Below are 16,694 nucleotides of genomic sequence, written 5' to 3'. Positions count from 1 at the left end.
CGGCCGTGTTACGCGGTTGTATTTTCGGCAAAGGAACCCGCTGTTCTCAGAGGGTGAAGGGGAGATTTTGATGAGCATTTTCGAAAAGGCCAGCGTTAACCGTCGCCATATACTCGGCGGCATTGGCGCGGGGCTTGGACTGGCCGCCGTGCGCAGCACCGGGGCAAGCGCCCAACCGGCGCACGGTTTCACCCACAATGTCGCAAGCGGCGATCCCCTTGAAGACCGGGTCATCCTCTGGACCCGTGTCCTGCCGAAAGGCGGCCCGGCAAGCAACGTGTCTGTCGACTATCAGGTGGCGACAGATGAAGGCTTTACCGACATTGTCAGCCAGGGCCAAACGCGCACCGGGCCGAAACAGGATTTTACGGTAAAGGTGGATGCACGCGGCCTTAAACCCGACACCCGCTATTATTACCGCTTTCTGGCGGAAGGACAGACGAGCCCGGTAGGCCGCACCCGCACCCTGCCCGGCCACGGCGCCCAACATGCCCGCATGGCCGTGATTTCCTGCTCCAACTACCCGCAGGGCTTCTTCAATGTTTATAGGGAACTCGCGGGCCGTGACGTAGACATGATCCTGCATCTTGGCGACTATATCTATGAATATGCCGATGGGGTCTATTCCAACGATGCGGCTGTCGCCCATGGCCGCGCCGTCAAGCCGAAGAATGAACTGGTAGCGATTGACGACTACCGCACCCGCTATGCGCTTTACCGGGCAGACCCTGACCTGCAGGCGGCCCATGCCGCCCACGCCTTCATCTGTGTGTGGGACGATCACGAGATCGCCAACAACACCTGGAAAGGCGGCGCGGAAAACCACAATGATGGTGAAGGTGCGTTTGAAGACCGCAAACAGGCCGCGGTACAGGCCTACCATGAATGGTTGCCGATCCGCGAGGGCGGCAAGGGCAAAGACCATATCAACCGCACGTTCGACATTGGCGGGCTCGCCAGCCTGATCATGCTTGATACCCGGCTTGTGGGGCGTGACAAGCAGCTGGACTATACCCAAGACCTGCCGATGACCACGATCCCGTTCGACTTTTCTGACAAAGCGAACCCGAAGGCAGTGCTGGATACTGATGCGCTGAAAGCGCTCCCGGAAGCCGCAGTCAAACATATCCCGGTGCCGTTCGATATGCGTGCTAAAAAGCCTGTGCCGATGACGGACTATGCCCAGATCAAGGCGCTTGACCCCAAAAAACTGCCGCAGGGCTTCAGCTACCTGCCAGACGTGGAAAAATTCCGGCGCGACATTCTGGGCGCTGAAGAGCGCACTATTTTGGGCACCAAACAGGAAGAATGGCTGACTGCCGAGTTCCAGAAATCCAGTGAAGCGGGCGTCCCCTGGCAGATCTTGGGCCAGCAATTGCTGATCGGCCGCGTAGGTATCCCCATGCTGACCGACGAGGATGTCGACTTTGAGAAGTCAAAGTTCATCAGCCGCGAACGCTTTGATGCCATCCGCATGCTGGGCAGCATGGGCATGCCGCTGAACCTGGATTTCTGGGATGGCTACCCGGCCTGCCGCGACAGGGTTTACGCATCGGTCAAGGCATATGCCAACAATGCCGTGTTCCTTTCTGGCGACACGCACAATGCCTGGTGCTTCGAGTTGACAGACAAAGACGGTGACAATGTCGCGGTTGAGTTTGCGACGCCAAGCGTCAGCTCGCCGGGCATGGAAGCCTATATCCCCGCCGACCCAGCGCGCGTGCGCGAGGAAACCATGAAGGCAAGCCCGGAACTGACATATTTCAACAGCAAGGACCGCGGCTGGCTTGAGCTGGACATCACGCCGGAGAGCATGTCTTCGACCTGGCATTATGTCTCAACGGTGCTAAGCCACGACTATAGCGTGAGAAAGGGGCCAACGCTGGTTACACGCGCGGGCAGCCACACGGTGACCATGGCAGCCTAATCGCTCACGTAAAGCAGGCATGAAAAAGGCGGGTTCTCCCCCGCCTTTTCTTTGTCTTATCCCTGGTGATCCTGATGTCTAATGGTCCTGGGCACCAGTTGCCCCGATGGGCACCCGGATGTCCTCCACCAGATGCTGGACTTCCTCAGGCGGCGCGGGCGTGAAGCGGTCCACGGTGAAAGCCACCGCGAAATTCAGCACCATGCCCACCATGCCAATGCCTTCAGGTGAAATGCCGAACAGCCAATGGTCAGCTGTGTTCATCTCAGGCGAAACAAATTTGAAGAACACGATATAGGCGGCCGTGAACAAAAGCCCCGCCAGCATGCCGGCGATGGCGCCTTCCTTGTTCATCTGTTTGGAGAAAATCCCCATCAGGATCGCCGGGAACAGGCTCGCGGCCGCCAGCCCGAAGGCAAAGGCCACCACCTGGGCCACAAAGGCCGGCGGGTTGATACCCAGGTATCCTGCAATCATGATCGCAACCGCCGCGGCAATGCGCGCCGCGCGCAGCTCCTGCATGTCGGAAATCTCCTTCATCCAGGTTTTCTTGAGAAGGTCGTGGCTGACAGCCGTGGATATCACCAAGAGGAGCCCGGCCGCGGTACTGAGAGCTGCCGCAAGCCCGCCTGCCGCCACCAGTGCGATCACCCAACCCGGCAACTTGGCGATTTCAGGGTTAGCGAGCACCATGATATCCCTATCCACATAGACCTCATTTGCGGTATCCGTGGTAGGGTTCACCAGCATACGCTCGCCGTGATCGCCGCGCTTGTCACCGTCGAACGCCGGTTTGCCGTCGAACGGCGCGCCCGGACGGTACTGTACCGCGCCGTCGCCATTCTTGTCCTGCCAGGCGATCAGGCCCAGATCTTCCCAGTTCTTGAACCACTGGGGCGTTTCGGCATACTCAGTCTCGTTGACCTCTAAAATGAAATTCAGCCGCGCAAACGCCCCCACCGCTGGCGCCGTGGTATAGAGAATGGCGATAAACACCAGCGCCCAGCCCGCAGAAATCCGCGCATCTGACGCTTTCGGGACGGTGAAGAAACGCACAAGAACGTGCGGAAGGCCTGCCGTGCCCACCATAAGCGCGGCTGTGATGGCGAACACATCGATCGTTGATTTGGTGCCGTCCGTATAGGCGGTGAAGCCAAGGTCGATGAGCGCGCTATCAAGCTTTTCCAGCACCGTGAGGCCGGAGCCGTCAGCAACCTCTGCACCCAACCCCAATTGCGGCACCGGGTTGCCTGTGATCAATAGCGAAATAAAGATGGCGGGCACGGTATAGGCGAAAATCATCACACAGTATTGCGCCACCTGCGTGTAGGTGATGCCCTTCATGCCGCCAAGCACCGCATACATGAACACAATCGCCATGCCGATGATCACACCCAGGTCCACCTCGACTTCCAGAAAGCGGGAAAACACGATGCCCACGCCGCGCATTTGCCCTGCCACATAGGTGAAGCTGATGAAAATCAGACACAGCACGGCCACAAGCCGCGCGGCATCGGAATAATAACGGTCGCCAATAAATTCGGGCACCGTGAACTTGCCGTATTTACGAAGATAGGGCGCGAGAAGAAGCGCCAGGAGCACATAGCCACCGGTCCAGCCCATCAGGTAAACCGACCCGTCATAGCCAAGGAAGGCAATCAATCCCGCCATGGAAATGAAAGACGCCGCGCTCATCCAGTCAGCTGCTGTCGCCATGCCGTTCAAGACCGGGTGCACGCCCGTGCCGGCGACATAAAATTCGCTGGTGTTGGCCACGCGCGACCACACGGCGATACCGATATAAAGCGCGAAGGACAGGCCCACGAACAAGTATGTCAGATTTTGTGCATCCATGGCCCTAGTCCCCCACGCCGAATTTTCGGTCCAGCGCACGCATGCGGAACGCATAAACGAATATCAGGACCACAAAGGTGAAGATGGACCCCTGCTGGGCGAACCAGAAACCAAGCTTGAAGCCGAACAATCGATATTGGTTGAGCCAGTCTTCCAGCAAGATGCCGAATCCGAAAGACACGACAAACCAGATCACCAACAGCATAGCGAGCAACTTCAAATTGGCCCGCCAATAGGCCTGGCGGTTCTGGCTTTCGCCACTGGGCATGTTTTCAGCCATATGCATTCCCTCCCCTGAATTGCCCGCACAGCTTGAAATATCGCATCCTCAAGGTCAATTTTTTGTTGGATTGTTAACCTATTGGCGTCAAGATCAGTGGGCGCTGAGGGGGCGACAATGTAGTTCGGTGTCGTGAACAGATTCAGACGTTTCAAAAGATCGCTGGCTTATTCCGCCCTTCTGGGGCTTGGCTGGCGCGTGGCCCTGGTTATCGGTTTCATCACCGTTGGCGGCTTCCTGATCATTAGCCGCGCGCTTGAGGACAACAAGCTTGAAGAGCTGGCCATCTTCATCCAGGAACGCGCTGAACGCGAAGGCGCAATTTTCCGAACCATCAGCAAGGCCCACACGCAGGCGGCCGCTTCCCTTCATCAGGCACTGGCCCAGGCCGACAATGAGGGACCGGACGAGACCGCATTCCTTGAGGCATTCGACCGCTATTTCCCGCTGCAGCCGGATGGTACGCGGCGTTCTGCCGATTTCCTGTTCGAAGGCGCACGCCAGGGCGTTACTGGCTGGATCAGCGGCATGGGCGCCTTCATCAAGAATGGCAAAGACCTGACAGTTGCAGACAAGCGGCTATTGATGACCGCGTTTGAAACCGCCTATCACGTAGGCCAGGCCCAATTCCAGGACTTGCCGAGCCTCTACTTCTTCACACCGAATAACGAGCTTCTCATTCATGCACCCTCGCGCGCCGACAGGCTGATGTTCTACCGCAAGGAAGCGCCCGCCTCTTTCGATTTCACGTCGCAGGAACTGGTGCAGATCACCTTGCCGGAGAATAACCCCGAAGGTGAAATGCGCTGCACTAGCCTGCGCCCCATTATTTACGACCAAACAGGCACAACCTGGACCACCGGCTGCCACACACCAGTTTACCTGAATGGCACCCATGTCGGCGCCTTTGGCAGCAGCATCCTTCTGGATAAACTGCTTGAAAATGCCATCGCCGATGTCCCCCTGGGCGCAACCAACATGATCATCACGGCTGACGGCAAGCTGATAGCCCACCCCAGCTTGACGAAACAGGGGGAAGCAAACGACCGCATGCTGGATATCCCCGCATCCGCCAACACCAACCTGAAGGCAATCTACAGCGCCATCCAGGAACACCCGGATGATGATGTTTTCGTCACTACCGTTGAGGCGACGGGTCACTATGTCGCCATTGGACGCATCAAGGGGCCTGATTGGTATTTCGTCACCGCTTACCCGCAGGACCTGATCCTGGCAAACGCGCGCGAGAACGCCACCATCCTCCTTTATGTCGGGTTCGTCGGCCTGCTGCTGGCGCTCGCAAGCCTGTTGGTTGCCATTCGGTCCGATATCGTCGCGCCGCTGAGGGCGCTGGTGCGCCATAATCAGAATATGGCCCGCGGCGATTTCAGCGCCACGCCGCCGACCATCGCAAAGGGCAGTGCTGGCAACGATGAGCTGGGGCAACTGGCCCGGTCTTCCGCCCGCATGGCCCGCCGCCTTTCTGAAGCCTTCAGCACGCTTGAGCAGCGCGTGGAAGAGCGCACGCACGACCTGGCCGCAGCCAAGACCCAGGCGGAGCGGGCCAACGCCGCCAAATCGGACTTCCTGGCAAATATGAGCCACGAGATACGGACCCCGCTGACAGGTATTGTCGGCATGCTGGATATCCTGTCTGGCGAACAGCTGCCGGAATCTGCACGCCCCTATGTCTCTATGGCCCGCCAATCAGCCGACATGATGCTGGAACTGGTCAACGACATTCTCGACTTGTCGCGCATTGAGGCAGGCAAGATGGTTCTCAAGCCAGAGCCCACGAACCTTGGCGGCCTATTGAACCGAACCGTCCTAAGCCTCGCACCCCTGGCTTCCCAGAAGGATCTTGAGCTCACCCTCAAGGATGACACGCCCAAAGACCTGTGGCTAAAGATAGACCAGAAGGCGCTCCGGCAAATCATGATCAACCTCATCGGTAACGCCATCAAGTTTACCGATAGCGGGTCTGTAATCATTTCCGCCAGCGCCCGGGCTGTCGAAGGCGGTCAGCAGTCAGTCACCCTGAATGTAAAGGATACGGGCAAAGGTATTCCGCGGGACGCCCAGGCCCGGCTGTTCGACCGGTTCGAAACTGTGAAGGAGAACCAGATCACCGGCAAATCCACCGGACTTGGCCTTGCGATCACTCGGGAGCTGGTGCAACTGATGAAAGGCTGGGTCGCCGTGGAAAGTGAGGTTGGCAAGGGATCGACCTTCGTTGTGAGCCTGCGCCTCGATGAAGCGGATGCACCTTTGGATGCTGGCCTGGATGCCGCCCCCGGTCAGGACCGTGACCTGACGGGCCTTAAGGTGGTCGCCGTGGACGACAACCCGGTGAACCGCGCGGTACTCAAGAAACTTTGCGAAAGCGAAGGCTTTGAGGTCAGTGTGCTGTCAAGCGGCGAGGAAATGATCAGCCGCATTGCCGCGCTCCAGAAAGAGGGTGCCCCACCGCCCGATATTTTCCTGATGGATATCAACATGCCCGGCAAGGACGGCATGGTAACCCTGCAGGAAATCCGCGCACTAGGCGGTTGGGCCCGGGATATACCGGCCATTGCCTTCACCGCCCACGCCGTGGTGGGCGTGGTTGATAACCTGAAGGCTGGCGGCATGCAGGGCTATGTGGGCAAACCCATCGACAGGAAAGCCTTCCTGGCGGAACTGCGCCGCTGCCTCAGCGAAGGCGTACGCTAGGCAGTCAGCTTGACGCCAACTCTGGAACTGAGGGCTTGCCATCTCTTGCCATTTTCCTGAAGCTAAGGCCCGACAGCAATTGACGAGCCGGACCATGGAAAGCCCCGAAGCCCTTGAAGCCTATCTCTATAAAAATATCCCAATCTCGCACGTCATGGGCGTTCGGGTGACCTTCGCCAGCGCAGAAAAGATATCGCTGACAGCACCGCTTGCGGCCAATATCAACCACAAGCGCACGGTCTTCGGTGGCAGCTTGCAGGCGGTTGCTACACTGGCCTGCTGGACGCTCTTGCACGTGAACCTGCGCGAGGACACAGACCCGTCGGAGATTGTAATCACGAACAGCAATATCGACTATGTTCGCCCCGTGACATCGGATTTCACAGCCACCGCCAGCCTGCCGGACGCCGCGCGCTGGCAGCAGTTCCTGAAGACATTCGACAGACACGGTCGCGCCCGTATCCAGATGACAGCCCATGTGATGCAGGATGAGGAAGTTGCGATTGATTACACAGGGACCTTCGCTGCACTCAAGACAGGCTGATCCACAGGCCATACCTCAAAAAAGTGAAGGCGGCAGCCGGGTTTGACCGGCTACCGCCATTCATAAGCACATGAAAGATGGGTTGGAAGGTCGGTCGTAAGCCCCAGACCGAAAGACATGTCCTGCCCGCTCTGCCGCCAAAGGAGGCGCCCACCACTGAATGGCAGCCAAACGAGCCCTTCACTTTCATGGCTTTGAGCCCGCCAGCCCCATTTGAGGCCGACATTCTCAACGCAACGCCAGCACGATATGCATTCCTGACTATTTGGTCAATAACCATTTTCGCATTTTTATTGCTTTTTTCGCGCCTTGCTATCGACGGGTACACACCATGCGGCATAAGGTGATATCGAGCACGCCATACGGGGGACTAATCATGAGCGGAAATCCACTTTCCGACGTTGACAGCTGGCTCTATCACCTGGGTGATACTGACACCGCGCGACTGCAGGAAATAGGCGACAGTACGGCCGGTATGGTGGTGATCGAATTCGCCAATTATGCTGATGTGGAAACGCCCTATACCGCCGCTGACCTAGACATCATGCGCGGGACGAATGACAAGCTGATCGTCTCTTACCTCAGCATTGGTGAAGCGGAAGATTACCGCTTTTATTGGGACGATCCCGATTTCATCGCCATCCGTGACAGTATCATCGAAAACGAAAACCCCGAATGGGTGGGCAACTTCAAAGCCCGCTATTGGTTGGATGACTGGCAACAGGTGATCTTCGACTATGTCGAACGCATCATCGACGGCGGCTTCAACGGCCTCTATCTGGATATCATAGACGGCTATGAATATTGGGAAGAGCTGGAGCCAGATGCAAACATTGATTACCGGCAGGAAATGGCAAACTTTGTCGCCGCCATCCGCGCCCACGCCGAAGCCTATCTGGCAGAAGTAGACCCCGACCGCACCTTTGTCGTCATCGGGCAGAATGGTGAAGAACTTCTGGAGAACAGCACCTATCTGAATGCCATCGATGGGGTCGGCAAGGAAGACCTGCAGTTCTACTATGAGAACACGAACCAGAGCGACTTCCACGTGCAGAGCGCCGAAAGCGTGGCCTACAGCCTGGCGCTGCTGACACTGGCGGAAAACGCAGGCAAGGAAGTCTTCCTGATCGAGTATCTGAACGGCACCCGCCAGCAGGCGTTCGAGGGTGTTCTTGAAGCGCTGGCCGAACAAATGGATGACCTTGGCATCCCGCTTTATGTGGCGGAAAGCCGGGCGCTGGATGAAGTGTTCCAACAGCCTGACTTTATCAGGATCGTCGATGATCTGGTTGGCAGTGAGGCGGGTGAGACGCTGCGCGGCGGCTTCGGTAAAGACGTCATCGACGCCCTTGGCGGCAATGACCAGATATGGGCTGGCCCTGCGGACGCAGGCGATGACCTTTTCATAGGCGGCGCGGGGTCTGACGTCATCGGCGGCGGCTCTGGCGACGATTTCCTGATCGGTGGCGGCGCGGATGACGGCAATGTTCTTGACTGGCTCACATCAAACGGCAATTCACTGGATGATGGCGCCGATATCCTGTTTGGCGGCAAGGGTAACGATACCCTTTTGGGCGGCGGCTGGGACGATGGCCTTGTAAACGACAACGGTATCTATGATGACGGCGAAGCCATCATTTCCGGCACGGCCGCCAACCAGATATGGGCAGGCCCCGGCCAGGATTTGCTGATTGGCGCAGCAGGCGATGACGAACTGGGCGGCGGCACAGGCGATGACACCATCTTTGGGCATGACGGCGATGACATGATCTATAGCGCGCTCGGGCTGGACCAATTGTTCGGCGGTGCGGGCGCGGACATATTGTTTGGCGGCGCGGGTGACTATGCGGACACGCTTTGGGGCGAAGCCGGCGATGACACACTGTTTGGCGGTGCGGGGGGCGACCGCCTTCAGGGCGGGCTGGGCGCGGACGAACTGTTCGGCGGCCCAGGCGACGATACGGTCCGGGGCGAAGGTGGTGCAGATGTCTTGTGGGCCGGTGCGGGCGATGACCTGCTGACCGGTGGTCTGGGCACCGACACCTTTGCGTTCGCAGCCAACAGTGGTGCTGACACAATCACGGATTTTGACCTGAGCAACGATGCGCTGGACCTGACGGCCATCACCACGCGCTTCGCAGACATCACAGCCCTTGAAACTGCAGCATCGGAGGTTTTGCAGGACAATCAAGAAGGCTTGTTGATCGACCTTGGCGCCAGCGGCAGTGTATTCCTTATCGGCCTCGTGCTTGATGATTTGGATACAATAAACGTGCTCTTGTGATCAGAAGCTGAAGCTGAGGCGCGCATACCAATAGCCGCCGTTAAAGCCAAATGGTGCAGCCCGGCGCGAATAGGTGAACACCCCTTCGGACGACAATATACCCGGCAGATCACCCGCCCCTGCCTGTCCGATCAGATTACGGTCCGGATACTGGCCCAGGATATTGTTGGCGCCGATGGTCGCAGTAACGCCGTGGCGTTCAAATTCATAGCTTACTTGCGCATCCAACACCCATTCCGCGCCGAAAGCCTGTACATTGCGCCCGTCGCCCGAAAGCTGGTCGCACGTCCCTTCGCAAATTCGGTAGCCACCAAAACGGTTGGCACGCAACAGTAGGCTGACAGGCCCGGTTTCATAAGTTGCTGCCAGCATCACACGGCTTTCCGGCTGCCAGTCCTGCAAAATGGAGATATCCTGCGGGGTGAACAAAGGTACCGCCAGCGTATCGCCAATGGTGGTGCGGATGCTGCCATCCTTGACCACCGTGCTGTTCCAGTTGGCCGCGAGCGAAAACTCAAGGCTGTCGTCCCCCGAAAGCGGCCAGTCATATACCGCCACTATATCCGCGCCCTTGGTGACCGTGTCAGCTGCATTGAAGAAGAACTGCCCGTTCGTAATGCCCATCCGGCTGCTGACATCCGGGAACAGGCGGGCAATATCCACGCTACCTGAAATGGCGATCCGGTCTTCGATATCGATATGATAATAGTCTGCCGTCAGCGTGAAGTTCGGCAGGGTCCAGACAAGCCCGGCGCTGACATTGATGGCTGTTTCTTCCTTCAACTGCGGCACACCGATGGCAACGGCAAGTGCGCTATCGTTCCGGAAGGTGCCCCGTTCCTGCGCAACGGTAAGGCCGCCGGCATCGACAAACTGTGTGGACACACTGTTGAAATATTTCTGCTGCACAGAAGGTGCCCGAAATCCCGTGGATAAAGCCCCGCGAAGCGCCAGCCCCTCTGTCAGCTTGACCCGGCTGGTCATCTTTCCAGTCAAGCGACTGCCGAAATCGTCATAGTGTTCGAACCGGGCAGCAGCTGACAGTCGCCAGACGGCAGTAACCGAAAGGTCCAGATCGCTATAGAGCGCGAAACTATCCCGTTTGCGGTCCACCGCATTATCGGGCGAAAAGCCACGGAACACCTGGAAACCCTGCTGGTAGCGAACGGGGGCCACGTCACAACCCGGGCAATTGGTATTATTAAGGCCGCCATCACTATAGGAAGCATGCTCCCCTGCCCTGATCTCATACCGGTCGCGCCGGTACTCCGCCCCCATTGCCAGCGTCACGTCCCTGCCCCCCAAGCTCCCTTCCCGAACAGCATCAAGCGACAGCACAGACTGGGAGAAAAGCAGGCTGCCTGCATCAGCTTCAAACGGGCTGTCAGCCCCCAGCGACGCATTCAGGCTGTTCTTGATGCGGTAGGCGAATTCGTTACGCCCATGGGCAAAACCCAAATCCACATGCCATCCTGCCAAGGACTTCAGCACCAACCCGCTTGCAGCGGATACATCAGTGATTTCGGTATTGATCAGGGGCAGGAAGCCGTCCGGATAAAGGCTTGCAACCGTGCGCTCTGGTTGGGTAACCCGCCTGTAAAACCCAGCCGACATGTTGTCGCGGTCGGAATAGGTCGCGAAGCCATACCAGTGGCCCACATCACCGAACGGGATTTCAGCATTGAAGACGGCGGCAAACTGTTCGCTTGCTGCGTCGCCAATGCGGAAATTCCGCCTGTCGAACGTATATTCGCGCGGGTCATAACAACTGGCTGGATCTGGCGTAGCAGCACAGTCGCTTTCGCCATTTGCGCCAAAATATTGCTGGTTCGCGCTCAACCCCGCCCGGTTCGTTGGCGCCCGGTCACGGTATTCAAGGCTCAGGTTCACGAAGCCACGGCTGCTGACCGGATAAGCGATGAAGCCGTTCACCGTCGTGGTATCACCGTCACCCGCATATGTTGCGCCCCTGCTGACGCTGATCCTGCCGCCTTCCCTGTCGCGCCTCAGGGCAAGGTTGATCACGCCGGCGATGGCGTCCGACCCATATTGTGCCGCCGCCCCGTCCCTGAGCACCTCAATGCGCCCCAGCGCTATGGCGGGTACAGCATTCATGTCGGTGCCTGCTGACCCACGCCCAACAGACGTGTTCACATGCACCAGTGCGCTGGCATGCCGCCGCCTGCCGTTCAGAAGCACCAATGTCTGGTCCGGGCTCATGCCCCGAAGCGTGGCCGGTCGGAGGGCGTCAGTGCCGTCCGACACGCTGGAACTGGAGAAATTGAAACTGGGCACAAGCATCTGCAGCATGCGTCCAGTCTCCGCCTGCCCTGTGGATGCAAGCGCTGTGGGTGAAAGAACATCAACAGGCACAGAGGTTGCCCCAACCGTACGCCCCCTGACGCGTGTCCCGATGCTGATGATCTCCTCAAACGAAGCCGGGGCAATGGATAGCTGGTCGATATCCTGTTGCCCCGCTGGTTTTTCTGGCCTCAAGGGAGGCTCCGGTTTCACTTTTTGCCGTCTGACGGTAACGGTATTGCCGCTTGAAAAATGATACTCGAGCCCGGTACCCAAAGTCAGCCGCACCAGGGCTTCTTCCGCTGTCATCGTGCCGGTTACGCCCCGGCTGGCCGGGATGTCCTCTGTATCTGCGGCAAGGATCAACTGAATCCGCGCCTGTTCTGAAAACTCAAGAAGCGCCTGCCGAAGCGGCTGAGGCGCAATATCAAACCGGATTTCCGGTGTATCATCCGCTGTTGCGGACACTGACATAACAAGCCCAAGTATCAGTATTACCATCAGCCGCAGCAGCCCATCCGAGCTACCAACCACGGCTGGTCTCAGGGTCATATGTGCCCTCCTTCCTTTATATGATTGCATAAATCTACCAATGGTTGAGACGAGTGCGCGATGGGATATGAGAATATTTTCACGTGCTCAGCCCACTTTCACGGTCAGAACTCAAACGCCATCCGCGCATAATAATAGCCACCCCGAATGCCCCAGGGCATAACCACCCACGGGTAGCGGAAGTTGCCAAAAGCACCGATCTGGCGCCCTTCAGATATCCAGCGCGACATATCATTGTTCACGAGCTCATCCGGGTAGGTATTGAATAGATTGTTGGCGCCAATGGCGAGCGTCAGGTTTTCCCCAACATCATAGGAAATCTCCAGATCCACGATGGCAGCTGTGCCCGCCTTCGTTGTGGGGCTGTAGTCAAGCCCCAGCACATCAACAGCAATGTCCTGCGGAATATTGTTGCCAAGCGGCGTATAGAAAGCCGATTCCGTATTGCCATAATAGTTCACCCGCAAAATTGCGCCGATCCGCCCTTTCCGATAATCCACCGTGCCTGCGGCGCGGAACCGGGGCTGACCACGTTCCACATTCACCCTTTCGGCAAAGGGAAAGAATTCGTCCTCCGACACACCTTCCGGGGCATTGATTTCCCGAATGGTTGTTTTGGTCAGGCTGAGCGAGCCTACAAAGTCAAGCGAAGCTCCGTCCTTCAGCGTCATCTCATAGCAGGCCACAAGATCGGCCCCCACTGTGCGGGTATCGATGCCGTTCGAGAAGAACGACCCCGCCTCTATGGGCCCCAGGTTAAGCCCTTCCGGGATCGGTAGGGTTGGCCCCAATACGATACGGTCGCGAATATCAATCCGGTAAGCGTCGATTGTTACATTCAGATCACTGTCTGGTTTCCACACAAGGCCAACAGACATGTTGGTGTTGGTCTCATGATCCAGCTTGTTCACCCCGTATGTGCGTGGGATGACATGGCCTTCGGGTGCCACCAGGGTCTGCGTAAGTCCTTCAGCACTGGTGTTGGTGATAACCGACGTAAAGGCCCGCTGCGCCAGCGCAGGCGCCCTGAAACCGGTGGATATTGCGCCCCTGAGCGCAAGCCCCTCTGCCGCCTGATACCGCGCGGACAATTTCCCGGTAATCTTGCTGCCGGTGCGACCGAAATTCTCATAGCGGGCCGCCGTGGTGAAAAACCAATTGTCGCCGGGCTCCCATTCCGTATCCACATAGAAAGCGTAGCTGGAGCGCCCAAGCTCCCCCGACACATCGGGGCTATAGCCCGGGAAGCCCTGGAACCCACATACCGCTGTCACCTCCGGGTCCAGAATAGACGGGGCAAATTCGCCATTTACCCTACCACAGCTGTAGGAGGCCTCGTCCCCCTGCTCAATCCCGTATAGCTCGTTCCTATATTCAAAGCCGTAGGCCAGGTTGAACGGAACATCACCGACCCAAGCCCGCCCTACCGCATCAAAGTTCGCTGTCAGCTGTTCGAACTCAAGCGCCCCTGAAAACCCTTCCGTGAAGCTATAATCCAACGGGTCCAGGCCGTTATAGAATGCCGCTGACGCCAGCGACACATTCACCGTATTTTCGGCCCCAAAGGCAAACCGCGTGCGGCCATAGGTGGCGCTCAGGTCATATTGCCAACCGTCGTCGGCATCGAAGCGGAAGCCCACGGCCTGACTGAAATCGCTGACATCCGTTCGCTGAAGCGGCAAAAAGCCTTCAGGGTAAAGCTGAGGCACAGACCGCGCAGCCTGATGGGCGTGGCGGTAAAATCCGCCGGACACGCCATTGCGGTCCATAAAGCCGCCAAAGGCATAAAGCTCGCCGCCACCGCGGCCCGGCAAGGCCATATTCCACATGACCGCCGTTGCATCCACATCGGTCTCACCAATGCGCATCACCACATCGCCCGTGATGGAGGATGGATCAGCCCGGTTGGTTGCCTTGCGGTCCTGATATTCTGCCGTCACATTGAAAAACCCACCAACCCCAAGCGGTAGTCCAGCAGTGCTGGACACGAAGAACGTGTCACCGTCGCCTTCGTAGGTCTGCCCCCAACTGGCGGCGCCCGAAAAGCCGTCGTCATAGTCCTTGAGGACGATATTCACAACGCCTGCAATGGCGTCGGACCCATATTGCGCTGCCGCCCCGTCACGCAGGATCTCAACCCGTTTGATCGCGCCCACCGGAATGGTGTTCATATCGGTGCCTACAGCTCCTTTGCCCACCGTATTCTGAACATTGACCCATGACTGGCTGTGGCGGCGCTTGCCATTGACCAGCACCAGAACCTGATCCGGCCCCAGCCCCCGCAGCGTGGCCGGGCGCACGATATCCGTTCCGTCTGAAATCGTGGTTTCCGTGAAATTAAAACTGGGCGCCAGCGCCTGTAACAGCCTCCCTGTCTGGGTATAGCCGTTCCGGTGCAGCGCCGCGGAGCCGATGACATCCACCGGCACGGCGGTTTCCGTAACAGTACGCGTGCGGTTTCGCGTGCCAACAGTTACCAGTTCTTCAAGATAGGGTTCTTCCGCCTCCTGGCGCTGGGACAGGGTCTGTTCTTCAGATTTGTCCTCACTCTTATTGGAATCAGCCGACACCGGAGCCACAGGAACCCCAAGGTGAACCTGCCGGCGCACGACAACCGTGTTTTCACCTGTGAAGCTGAAGCTGTACCCGGTTCCCGCCACAAGACTTTCCAGCGCCTCGGCCACGTCATGTAAACCCCGCAGGCTGCGACGCTGTGGGTCGGAAGCCATGTCACCGGGCAGAATGATCTGAATACCTGCCTGCTCTGAATAGGCGAGAAGGGCGTCCTGAAGGCGCTGGCTTCGAATATTGAATTCGACTGTGCGGGTGGCTTGGGGCTGGCCATCCTGATAAACCATAGCCAGGGAAGGTGCTGAAACGCCAAATGCTGCCGCGCCAAAGGCCGCAACAGCACTGATGGTCAGGACTTTACGCTGCCTGACCAAATTCGGCCCGGCGGTGCGCCCCCTAAACTTCATACGATCCTCCCGCTACTCTGGCAGCGCCAAAGCAACCTCGCCCGTATTCTCGGACGTCCCCACCTTGTTATCCTGATTTGTGCCAGCTGCCTACAGGATTATTGCAGCGGACTTATGTCCCGGCCTGTTCTTCATCAAACATCAAAATGGTGCTACCGCCCAAACGCACCACTTCAATGGGATAGCCCTGCTGCAGGCCTTCAAGCCAGGCGTCAACCTGGTCCGGATAGACTGTTCCGGTGAAACGCATCGTGCCAACAGCTTCATCCCCAATGGTGATTTCGTCCGTCAGATACCGGTTCAGCTCCTGAATAACGTCGGCGATCGGCCAGTCAACCATGGTCAACACACCCACGCGCCAGGACAGGCCCTCATGCACGTTGGCTTCAATGATTGGCATCATGCGGCCAGCAGGCGAATATGCCGTCTGGCGACCGGCGGTCACCAATGCCACTGGCTGCGTCACAGCGCTTGAGGCATCCCGGCCACGGCTGCGACCACGGTCAGCCGTATCGTCAATCGGGCGCACCGCAACCGTCCCTTCAAGCACCCGCACCTCGACATTAGTGTCAGACTTGCGAACATTGAAGACCGTACCAATAGCGGTCACACTGCCTTGGCCCGCGCGCACGATGAAAGGACGCTTCGGGTTCTTGGCAACCGTGAAGACAGCTTCGCCCTGATCCAGAGTGAGAGACCGATCTTCTTCAGAATAGGTTACCGACACAGAGCTACCTGCGCCCAATTCAACAATCGATCCGTCAGTCAGGTTGATAACGCGTTGCTGCCCGGCGGCAGTTTGATAGTGCAAGGTCCGCACAGCCTGCCCGCTTTCAGGCGAGCCCATGAGGAGGAAAGTGGCAACAAGAACCGCCGCGAAGGAAGCTGCAATAGCCCCCACCCAGGCGTACGCAGGCTTTTTGCGAACTGAAGGCTGTTCAGTCGCTGGCGCCACCATGGAAAGGATCGATCCACCCGCTGATGGATGAACCGCTACAGTTGCCTGCCCCTCCCCTGCTGCCATATCGGTTTCGGTCTGCGCCGCAAGATCCCGCCAGTCATCTGCCTGAGCTTCACCCAGAACACCCCAAAGGGTTTCCATGCGCGCGAACGCACGGCGATGGTCGCCATCTGCCGCCATCCAGCCTTGCCAGGCTTTCAGCTCCTCAGCTCCCATGGTGCCGTCCTGCAGGTCCAGATAATATTCTGCGGCCTGATCCAGCACTTTCTTCTCAATTTGGCGGCTCTTGGGCATCTACCAA

At 58.0% G+C, this 16,694-nt stretch carries 9 protein-coding genes; 4 read left to right on the top strand and 5 right to left on the bottom strand.

The features are described 5' to 3' along the window. The first annotated feature begins 70 nt into the window (after nt 1-70). Complete coding sequence (locus ACFO5Q_RS05860; protein ID WP_156432076.1) at nt 71-1,927, top strand: alkaline phosphatase D family protein; 1,857 nt, start codon at nt 71-73, stop codon at nt 1,925-1,927. A 78-nt stretch (nt 1,928-2,005) separates the two neighbouring features. On the opposite strand, the gene ACFO5Q_RS05855 is transcribed toward ACFO5Q_RS05860, so the two are convergent. Together ACFO5Q_RS05855 and ACFO5Q_RS05850 are read right to left on the bottom strand one after the other, a co-directional pair. After that, complete coding sequence (locus ACFO5Q_RS05855) at nt 2,006-3,781, bottom strand: sodium:solute symporter family protein (RefSeq protein ID WP_068152827.1); 1,776 nt, start codon at nt 3,779-3,781, stop codon at nt 2,006-2,008. Nucleotides 3,782-3,785: 4 nt separating this feature from the next. Further along, entirely contained in the window at nt 3,786-4,061 is a 276-nt protein-coding gene (locus tag ACFO5Q_RS05850; protein WP_231727358.1) for a DUF4212 domain-containing protein, read from the bottom strand. A gap of 132 nt (nt 4,062-4,193) precedes the next feature. Between ACFO5Q_RS05850 and ACFO5Q_RS05845 the strand changes: the two genes are divergently transcribed. The 3 genes from ACFO5Q_RS05845 (at nt 4,194) to ACFO5Q_RS05835 (ending at nt 9,601) form a co-directional block, all read left to right on the top strand. Further along, a complete protein-coding gene (locus ACFO5Q_RS05845; protein WP_068152823.1) occupies nt 4,194-6,773 on the top strand; it encodes an ATP-binding protein in 2,580 nt (859 codons plus the stop codon). A 94-nt stretch (nt 6,774-6,867) separates the two neighbouring features. Further along, nucleotides 6,868-7,317 (top strand): YiiD C-terminal domain-containing protein, encoded by a 450-nt coding sequence (locus ACFO5Q_RS05840; protein ID WP_068152822.1) that lies wholly within the window; start codon nt 6,868-6,870, stop codon nt 7,315-7,317. Nucleotides 7,318-7,693: 376 nt separating this feature from the next. Further along, on the top strand, nt 7,694-9,601 hold the full coding sequence (locus tag ACFO5Q_RS05835) for an endo alpha-1,4 polygalactosaminidase (protein WP_068152819.1): 1,908 nt from the start codon (nt 7,694-7,696) through the stop codon (nt 9,599-9,601). Here ACFO5Q_RS05835 and ACFO5Q_RS05830 read toward each other — a convergent pair whose 3' ends face one another. From ACFO5Q_RS05830 to ACFO5Q_RS05820, 3 genes are all read right to left on the bottom strand, one after another. Continuing rightward, on the bottom strand, nt 9,602-12,454 hold the full coding sequence (locus ACFO5Q_RS05830) for a TonB-dependent receptor (protein ID WP_068152815.1): 2,853 nt from the start codon (nt 12,452-12,454) through the stop codon (nt 9,602-9,604). It abuts the gene before it with no gap. A gap of 104 nt (nt 12,455-12,558) precedes the next feature. Further along, on the bottom strand, nt 12,559-15,432 hold the full coding sequence (locus ACFO5Q_RS05825) for a TonB-dependent receptor (RefSeq protein WP_068152811.1): 2,874 nt from the start codon (nt 15,430-15,432) through the stop codon (nt 12,559-12,561). 112 nt (nt 15,433-15,544) lie between these two features. Next, nucleotides 15,545-16,687 carry a FecR family protein gene (locus ACFO5Q_RS05820; RefSeq protein WP_068152808.1) on the bottom strand — a complete coding sequence of 381 codons (1,143 nt, stop codon included), beginning with the start codon at nt 16,685-16,687 and terminating at the stop codon, nt 15,545-15,547. Nucleotides 16,688-16,694: the final 7 nt, after the last annotated feature.

The sequence above is a fragment of the Kordiimonas lipolytica genome (genome assembly GCF_042651265.1).
Lineage (GTDB): Bacteria > Pseudomonadota > Alphaproteobacteria > Sphingomonadales > Kordiimonadaceae > Kordiimonas > Kordiimonas lipolytica.
The sequence above is the reverse complement of the archived record's forward strand: the minus strand, read 5'-3'. Positions and strand labels throughout refer to the sequence as shown.

Bases quoted from the DNA above. Each gene is read 5' to 3' on its own strand.
- ACFO5Q_RS05860 (WP_156432076.1), top strand. From the start codon at position 71: ATGAGCATTTTCGAAAAGGCCAGCGTTAACCGTCGCCATATACTCGGC.
- ACFO5Q_RS05825 (WP_068152811.1), bottom strand. From the start codon at position 15,432: ATGAAGTTTAGGGGGCGCACCGCCGGGCCGAATTTGGTCAGGCAGCGT.
- ACFO5Q_RS05855 (WP_068152827.1), bottom strand. From the start codon at position 3,781: ATGGATGCACAAAATCTGACATACTTGTTCGTGGGCCTGTCCTTCGCG.
- ACFO5Q_RS05830 (WP_068152815.1), bottom strand. From the start codon at position 12,454: ATGACCCTGAGACCAGCCGTGGTTGGTAGCTCGGATGGGCTGCTGCGG.
- ACFO5Q_RS05835 (WP_068152819.1), top strand. From the start codon at position 7,694: ATGAGCGGAAATCCACTTTCCGACGTTGACAGCTGGCTCTATCACCTG.
- ACFO5Q_RS05850 (WP_231727358.1), bottom strand. From the start codon at position 4,061: ATGGCTGAAAACATGCCCAGTGGCGAAAGCCAGAACCGCCAGGCCTAT.
- ACFO5Q_RS05840 (WP_068152822.1), top strand. From the start codon at position 6,868: ATGGAAAGCCCCGAAGCCCTTGAAGCCTATCTCTATAAAAATATCCCA.
- ACFO5Q_RS05820 (WP_068152808.1), bottom strand. From the start codon at position 16,687: ATGCCCAAGAGCCGCCAAATTGAGAAGAAAGTGCTGGATCAGGCCGCA.